At 54.0% G+C, this 7,467-nt stretch carries 6 protein-coding genes and 2 pseudogenes; 1 reads left to right on the forward strand and 7 read right to left on the reverse strand.

The features are described from left to right. Positions 1–303: 303 nt before the first annotated feature. Entirely contained in the window at positions 304–1,575 is a 1,272-nt protein-coding gene (locus M0P74_17730) for an ATP-binding protein (protein MCK9365428.1), read from the reverse strand. A gap of 202 nt (positions 1,576–1,777) precedes the next feature. Here M0P74_17730 and M0P74_17735 point away from each other — a divergent pair, with 202 nt between their 5' ends. Continuing rightward, entirely contained in the window at positions 1,778–3,214 is a 1,437-nt protein-coding gene (locus tag M0P74_17735) for an ATP-binding protein (protein ID MCK9365429.1), read from the forward strand. A 255-nt stretch (positions 3,215–3,469) separates the two neighbouring features. Here the strand turns inward: M0P74_17735 and M0P74_17740 are convergent, their stop codons facing one another. The 6 genes and pseudogenes from M0P74_17740 to M0P74_17765 all read right to left on the reverse strand — a co-directional run bounded on the left by M0P74_17740 (position 3,470) and on the right by M0P74_17765 (position 6,884). After that, the gene (locus M0P74_17740; protein MCK9365430.1) at positions 3,470–3,814 is read right to left on the reverse strand and encodes a type II toxin-antitoxin system PemK/MazF family toxin; all 345 of its coding nucleotides are present in this window, start codon (positions 3,812–3,814) and stop codon (positions 3,470–3,472) included. Beyond that, positions 3,804–4,052 (reverse strand): hypothetical protein, encoded by a 249-nt coding sequence (locus M0P74_17745; protein ID MCK9365431.1) that lies wholly within the window; start codon positions 4,050–4,052, stop codon positions 3,804–3,806. Before M0P74_17745 ends, M0P74_17740 begins: the two co-directional genes overlap by 11 nt. Before the next feature lie 230 nt (positions 4,053–4,282). Continuing rightward, positions 4,283–4,687, reverse strand: a complete 405-nt coding sequence (locus M0P74_17750) for a type II toxin-antitoxin system VapC family toxin (protein MCK9365432.1) — start codon at positions 4,685–4,687, stop codon at positions 4,283–4,285. Then, positions 4,687–4,911 carry an AbrB/MazE/SpoVT family DNA-binding domain-containing protein gene (locus M0P74_17755; GenBank protein ID MCK9365433.1) on the reverse strand — a complete coding sequence of 75 codons (225 nt, stop codon included), beginning with the start codon at positions 4,909–4,911 and terminating at the stop codon, positions 4,687–4,689. Before M0P74_17755 ends, M0P74_17750 begins: the two co-directional genes overlap by 1 nt. Before the next feature lie 167 nt (positions 4,912–5,078). Further along, positions 5,079–5,633, reverse strand: a pseudogene (locus M0P74_17760) (polysaccharide biosynthesis protein). 246 nt (positions 5,634–5,879) lie between these two features. Beyond that, a pseudogene (locus tag M0P74_17765) lies at positions 5,880–6,884 on the reverse strand (SDR family NAD(P)-dependent oxidoreductase). Between the last annotated feature and the right edge of the window lie 583 nt (positions 6,885–7,467).

Here is a 7,467-nt window from a genome sequence, read left to right on the forward strand (position 1 = left end):
ACATAAATCCTTGGTGTCAAGTAGCCGCTGGAACCTGAAAAATGATTCCAGCGGCTACTTCAATCCTCGCTTGAGACCTACATTTTCAAACCGCCAGATTTAGGGCATTTTCACGCCGCCGCCAACAGCGATCTCGATGCCCGTGATGCAGCGGGGATGAACGCAGGAGCCAGTGTTGTAATAGGCGCGGTCAGGAGATAAGGGGTCGTGTCCCCGGATTTCCGGGCCAGATTACGGGCGCGCCCCCCGCCCATACTTCCCATCCTCCCCTCAAGCTCCATCCGTTCCGTAAGTGAGAGGTTTTCAAAGACGGGCCGGTGGGTGTGGCCTTCCGGGGGCAGGGTCGGGGTGGGGGGCAATTTGTGGGAAATAGGGCTCTGTCCCTATTTTTAAAAAATTGCGGACATGCGCGCCCTTGAACTCTGTTTCCTTATCGCCCGCGTAGATCACCAGGCCCGGGCCGAACGCCTTGTCGATCTTTTGCAGGTGCGGGAAGGCCTTGCAGAAATCAGGCGAAAACGTCCGCGACGCCTTGATCTCTATGGGCGTAAGCCCCGCGGCGTTTTCGATGATGAGGTCTGCTTCGAGCCCGTTGTTGTCCCGAAAAAAATAGAGACCGGGTTCTTCCCCCTTGTTGAGGCGGGTTTTCAGCGCCTCCGCGACGACGAGGTTTTCGAACAATCCGCCGAGAAGCGGGTGGGTGGCAATCTGCCCGACCTCCCTGATGCCCAGAAGATAGGCAACAAGTCCCGGCTCGATGAAATAGAGCTTCGGCGATTTGATGAGACGCTTGCCAAAATTCTTGTAGTAGGGCGGCAGGCGAAAAACAATGAATGACGCTTCGAGGATTCCCAGCCATTCGGCCAGCGTTGTGGAACTCACCCCGGTGGAATTTGCCAGATCACTCATGCTCGCCACCTGCCCCACCCTTCCCGCCAGAAGCCGTAAAAAGGTTTCAAAGGCAATGATGTTGCGGATGGCCGCGAATTGCCGGACGCCGCGCTCGACATAGGTCTGATAGTAATTCCGATAGAGCGACGTAACCTGGAGCTCGGCTTCGTAAAGCCGGGGCATGAAGCCTTGATAGAGGTATTCGTCCCTGTCGAGTATGATTCCGGCGTCGCAAAGCTCGGCGATAGAGAAGGGAAGCAGCCGCAAAAGGGCGGTTCGTCCGGCCAGGGACTGGCTCACGGCGGCCCGCAGGTCCATTTGCTGACTCCCGGTGAGAATGTACCGGCCCGTCTCTTCCATTTGCTGACTCCCGGTGAGAATGTACCGGCCCGTCTCTTGCGGATGCCTATCCGCCTCGACCTGGATGTAGCTTAGCAACTGCGGCGCCCGCTGAATCTCGTCGAAGATAACCGGTGGCGCATACCGTTTCAGAAACGATCGCGGGTCCTCCGTTGCGAAGCGCCTCTCGTCCGGGGACTCCAGATTGACATACGCATAATCGGAGAACTGATGCCTGACAAGCGTCGTCTTTCCGGACTGGCGCGGCCCCGTTACGGTGACGACCGGGTATTCGCGCGCCGCTTGCCCCAGCGCATTGCTTATTCTTCGTTCAATGTAAGCCATCCGCTATCACCCCCAGGAACGAGGCTACCACAATTTTATACAATATTCAATTACAATATTTATTCGGGATAGATTAGGCAGGGGGAAGGTCTCACCCCCGTAAAAACGCTAAAAACGGAGACCTGACCCCCAAAAAATTGGCTTGACAGAATAATTACTCACGAGTAAGTTACTTGCGTGTAATCTTGAACAAGGAGACTCGATGATGATTTTTATCAACAGGGAGACTGAGCTTTCTTTTCTGCGCCGCGCCTGGCAGGAAGAAAAATCGCAATTCGTGGTGATTTACGGAAAAAGGCGTGTCGGCAAGACGGCCCTGGTCAAGGAATTTTCCCGGGACTTGCCCCACATCTATTTCCTCGCCGACAAGGCGCCCGACAGAGACCAGCTTGCCCAGCTCTCCGAGAAAGTCGGCCTCCATTTCCAGGACGACTTTCTTCTCTCGCGCGGGTTTGGAACCTGGCACGATTTCTTCAAATATTTAATTAGGGACAGAGCCCCTATTAATCCCGAATTAACAGGGGCTCTGTCCCTAATTAACCAACGCAAGCTCGTTCTCATCTTCGATGAATTCCCCTATCTGATCGAAAGCAATCCGGCCATTCCGTCCCTGTTTCAAAAGAGTTGGGATGAAGAGTTGAGTCAATCCGGCGTTTTTATGATCCTGCTCGGGTCCAGTATGGGCATGATGGAAACGGAGGTCCTCGGCCACAAATCGCCGCTGTTCGGCAGGCGTACCGGTCAGATTCTCGTTGAGCCGCTCCCTTTTACCGATGCGAAAAACTTTTTCCCGGGTCTGTCCAACGACGCGTTCATGTATTTTTACGGCGCCCTGGGCGGAACACCCGCCTATCTCCTGCAATTCGACCCGGCCGACGATTTCCGCGAGAATCTCCGGCGCCGCATCCTCGCCCCGGAGGCCTATCTCTACCGCGAACCGGACTTCATCCTGCGGGAGGAGCTGCGGGAGCCCCGCAACTACTTTTCCATCCTGCGAGCCATCTCGATGGGGAAAACCCGCCCCGCGGAAATCATTAACGAAACAGGGTTTGAAAAGAACATGGTCGGCAAGTACCTCTCCGTCCTGACCGATCTGAAGATCATCCGACGCGAAGTGCCCGTCACGGAATGGGGCTTCGAGAAAAGCAAAAAGGGCATTTACCTTCTTGAAGATCATTTTTTCCGCTTCTGGTTCAATTACGTCTATCCCAACAGGAGTTTCCTCGAAGAGGGGCAAAGCGATTATGTTCTGGACCGGAAGATCATGCCTTCCCTCGACCGGTTCATTGCGTGGTCCTTCGAGGAGGTCTGCCGCTCCCTGGTTCGCAAAGGGTTGCCGGGGGGGATAAAATGCAATCGGGTGGGGCGGTGGTGGAGCAAGGAGGGCGAAATCGATATTGTAGGACTGGCCGAGGATGAAAATACCGCTGTTTTCGGAGAGGTCAAATGGAGCGTCAACCCGGTCGGCACGGACATCCTGGATGATCTGGAAAAGAAGGCAAGGCTGGTGGATTGGCATAGAGGCGAGCGAAAGGAAGCTTTCGTCCTCTTCAGCCGCTCCGGTTTCACGGCTAACCTGGAAAAACTCGCGAAAGAACGCGGGGATCTGCTGCTCTTCCCGACAAAACGAGAGCTTTGAATTTCTCCCGAAATGTTGTTAATTGTCATTCCCGTGAAAACGGGAATCTGGTCTTTTCGGGAACTTATAGATTATGAACATTAAGCTTCGCTTTCCCGCCTGCGCGGGAATGACAAAAAAGCGAGATTTTCAAAGATCTCGAATTTTGTCATTTCGAGGAGCGTTAGCGACGAGAAACCTTAATGCTCGTGCACAGTTAAAGATTTCTCCCTTCGGTCGAAATGACAATATTGACAGTTATTCAAAGGCCTCTCTTTATTTCAGAGCCAAGTGAATTTTCAGGGCCTCGTCGATCGCGTTCAAACCCTTCTGATCCAAAGCGCCAATCCTTTTTATGATCCTTTTCTTGTCGAGGGTGCGAATCTGATCCGCTTTGATTTTGGAGTCCTTGGGTAAATTGGCAATGCCTTGAGCAATAAAAACCTCAAAGGGATAGACCGATTGAGGTTTTTTTGAGGTCAGGGGAAGAATCGTCACCGTCCCGGAAAATTCATTGTTCTTATCGTTGGAAACCACCGCGACCGGGCGAGTTTTGGCGATCTCCCGCCCCATCACGGGGTCAAGGGCGGCCAGATAAATCTCCCCTCGTTTAATAATCATCCCATCCCTCCAGATCGACAGCTTCGAATTCTTCGGTCATGGCTGCATTCCCGGCTGCCGCGGCGCGATACCCTTTTTCAAGCTGCTTTTCCAATTCGGCTGCTTTCAATTTCCGAATATACTCCCGCAGTGATTCCGCAATGAGGCGGCTGCGACTGCGAGGGCCAGCAACGTGATTCAAGGATTCGATCACATCCCTCGGTAAGGTTACATTAATTCGGACCATTTCTGTCTGCATAAAGCACCTCCTTCCATGGGTCATAATAAAGCACACAGAAGTGTGTAATGTCAAGAACAGAAATAGGGGCAAATACGCCCCCCGGCAAAACACCTGTGAAGGGCCAAACAATTGGGGCTCTGTCCCTAATTAATAAAATCCTCTCTGCCCGATGTCCGGCATCAAATCGCTTTGTTCCTGATGAGGATGTTGATCTAAGTATAATCATTTATGTGTCGGAGTAGAATTAATTAATCGGGTGCAATGATCCGCAAGGCGGGGAAATAGGTGCGATAGCGGGCGGCATCACGTGTCAGCAGCGTCATGCCGGCGACCTCCGCATGGGCGCCGATATAGAAATCCGGTAACGGCGACCTTTTTTGCCCGCCTTTGCGACGATAATCGAGAAAACACTTGCCGGCAAGAAACGCTGCTTCCCACGGCAGGGGCAGGCGGCGGAAATAAGTTGAAGGCAGCGCCGCGTCGAGCTCTTCCACCTTTTCGAACCTGATCGAAACTTCAGCATAGATGATGGGATTGACAGCCAGGATGTTGGAGCTTGCGCAATCGGCCAACTTTTCCGACGACCATGCAAACCAGCCCCCATCCTCCGTCAGGATATCCAGGATAACGCTGCTGTCAACGAGAATCTCCATCACTCCCTCGTCATGGCCAGAATCTCATCTGTGCGCAAAGCCACGGTCCCTTTGCCCTTCATGCAGGCAATCAGATCCTTCCCACGCCCTTCATCACTCTCGGCTTTCTGAAGAAACACCTTGTTACCGGAAACAAAAAACTCAACCTCCGTGTTCGCCAGAAATCCCATTTGCTCACGGACATTCTGAGGAATGGTGACCTGACCTTTTGATGTGATCCGCATATAACTTTCTCCTTCCTATTCTTACTGGCTGTAGTATTACCAAAGCGCAAGCCAATGTCAAGGCGAAAATAATCGCATAATAATTTTCACAATTGTCAAAGCCGGCCCGGGTGGCGTTCTTATCGAACGGGATCAGGGGCACTGTCCCTCCCCCAAAACGCTACCTTTCAGGACCTGACCCCCATCGGGTTGGGCTGCGTGTAGTGCTTGACGTATTTTCTTAGGAGCTGTTTCATTTTTTCGTCGCTGTCGGGGGAGGGGTCACGGATGGCTGCGGAGAACTCCGCGAGGATGGAGGTAAGTTCGGGAAGGGTGTATTTTTGGCTGCCCCGGGCGACAAAGATCTTCTCATGGCAACTGGCGTCGGTGCCCTCTTCCGCCGTCAGGATCTCTTCGAACAGTTTTTCACCGGGGCGCAGGCCCGTAAACTTAATGTCGATGTCCCGGTTTGGTTCCATGCCGTGGAGGCGAATCAGCTCCTCGGCGATGTGCAAGATCTTCACGGGCTCGCCCATATCCAGCACAAAGACCTCCCCGCCCTGCCCCAGCGTGGACGCCTGCAAAACCAGGGAGACCGCCTCCGGGATCGTCATAAAGTAGCGCTTCATCTCCGGGTCGGTCACCGTAAGCGGCCCACCGTGCTTCAACTGCTCCAGAAACAGCGGCAACACGCTGCCCCGGCTGCCCAGCACGTTCCCGAACCGCACAGACATGAACCGCGTGGTGGGGATAATTGGGGACATGACCCGAATTCCCTGGAATTCGGGATCGTGTCCCCAATTATCCGGGCACGAAGACTCCGGCACGTCCTGGATTATGGACATTAATCTTCGATTTCCCGCCTGCGCGGGAATGACAAGGGGAACGGGAATGACAGATGGGCAGGGATTGTCAGATGGATTAATTAATTCCCTATTTAATGTCCGGCAGATAAATTCGGCCATGCGCTTGGTGGCGCCCATGACGCTGGTCGGGCGGACGGCCTTGTCCGTCGAAATCATCACGAACGTCTCCGTCCCAAACTCCACGGCGGCGCGGGCGATGTTATACGTCCCGAAGATGTTCACCTTCGCGGCCTCTCGCGGATTGTACTCCATCATCGGCACATGCTTGTAGGCGGCGGCGTGAAAGATGATCTCCGGCCGATATTTCGCGAAGACCTCCCGCACGCGCAGCTCGTCGCGGACGTCGCCCGTGACATACTCTATCTCCCCGGAAAGATGCGGAAACAGGCGCGTCAGGCGCAGCCCGAGGTTGTGCAGCTCCGTCTCGTCGATATCGAAAAGGACGATCCGCCGTGGGCCGAACGCGCACACCTGGGTGACGATCTCCATCCCGATCGAGCCCCCCGCCCCCGTGACCAGCACCGCTTTCCCTTCGAGGAAATTCCGGATGCCCCTAAAATCGACGGAGATGATCTGGCGACCGATCAGATCCTCAATGCTGATGTCCTCCAGCCCCTTCAGGTTGATGTCCGGCCTGTCGAAATCGTAGATCCTCGGCACTACCTTGACGGTGCCGACCTTCAACTTCCGCGCCGCATCGTACAGCTCGCGCAGGGTTTTGTGGGTCAAAGACGGGATCGCGATGACGACGGCCTCCACCCGCTCTCTTGTGATGACCTCCCCCAACTTCCCCAAATTGCCCAACACCCTCACGCCGTGCATGGATGTCCCGGCCTTTGTCCGGTCGTCATCCAGAAACCCGATGGGGCAGAAATCCGTAAATCCGTTGCGCGCCATGTCCCGCACAAGCATCTCTCCGGTATTTCCCGCGCCGACGATCAGCGTCCGCTTCCCTTTGCGCCCCGCCCCCCGCTCCCGGATCACCTCCAGATAGAGCTTCTTGGAGATCCGCAGGCCGGAAACCAGCGCCAGGGTAAAGAACCCGTCCACAAGGAAGACCCGCTTGCCAATCCCCGTGATCGGCAGTTGAAAGAACGAATTGGGCAGGCTCAGGATCAAGAGGGCCATCTCGGCGACAACGACGGCCAGCACAATGCTCAACAGATCGGCCACGCCCACGTACCTCCAGGTGATTTTATAAATGCGGAAAATCACCAGGAAGCCGATCTTCAGGACAACAAAAAAAAGCAGAACCTCCCGAAGAAGCTCTGCGTAGGGCACCTGAAAATTAAAATCGAAGTGAACGAGGAAGGAAAGGTAAAGCGAGAGGGTGACGATGAGAACGTCGCAAAGCGAAAAGAATAGAAACCGCGAGAGCGACGACGTGTGTGTCAAATCATAGAGTATGCGGCCCCAAATGGAGCGGTTCAATTTTTCCGAATCGGTAGAACTATTCAATACAAAAACCTCTTTTATGGGTCGAAACGAGAGCTTGAATTTCTCCTGAAACCTGGTAATTCGTCATTCCGGCGGAAGCAGGAATCCAGTCACACCACCGATAGTATGAGAGCTTTGAAAATCTATACCCTTTTGTCATTCCCGCGCAGGCGGGAATCTATAAGTTCCCGAAAAGACCAGATTCCCGTTTTCACGGGAATGACAATTAACAACATTTCGGGAGAAATTCAAAGGTCTCAGTCTTTTGACAATC

It is taken from the genome of Syntrophales bacterium, from assembly GCA_023229765.1.
Lineage (GTDB): Bacteria > Desulfobacterota > Syntrophia > Syntrophales > UBA5619 > DYTH01.

What these genes read in the sequence shown, in the direction of transcription:
- M0P74_17730 (MCK9365428.1), bottom strand. Translation starts at nt 1,575, where the DNA reads ATGGCTTACATTGAACGAAGAATAAGCAATGCGCTGGGGCAAGCGGCG.
- M0P74_17735 (MCK9365429.1), top strand. Translation starts at nt 1,778, where the DNA reads ATGATGATTTTTATCAACAGGGAGACTGAGCTTTCTTTTCTGCGCCGC.
- M0P74_17740 (MCK9365430.1), bottom strand. Translation starts at nt 3,814, where the DNA reads ATGATTATTAAACGAGGGGAGATTTATCTGGCCGCCCTTGACCCCGTG.
- M0P74_17745 (MCK9365431.1), bottom strand. Translation starts at nt 4,052, where the DNA reads ATGCAGACAGAAATGGTCCGAATTAATGTAACCTTACCGAGGGATGTG.
- M0P74_17750 (MCK9365432.1), bottom strand. Translation starts at nt 4,687, where the DNA reads ATGGAGATTCTCGTTGACAGCAGCGTTATCCTGGATATCCTGACGGAG.
- M0P74_17755 (MCK9365433.1), bottom strand. Translation starts at nt 4,911, where the DNA reads ATGCGGATCACATCAAAAGGTCAGGTCACCATTCCTCAGAATGTCCGT.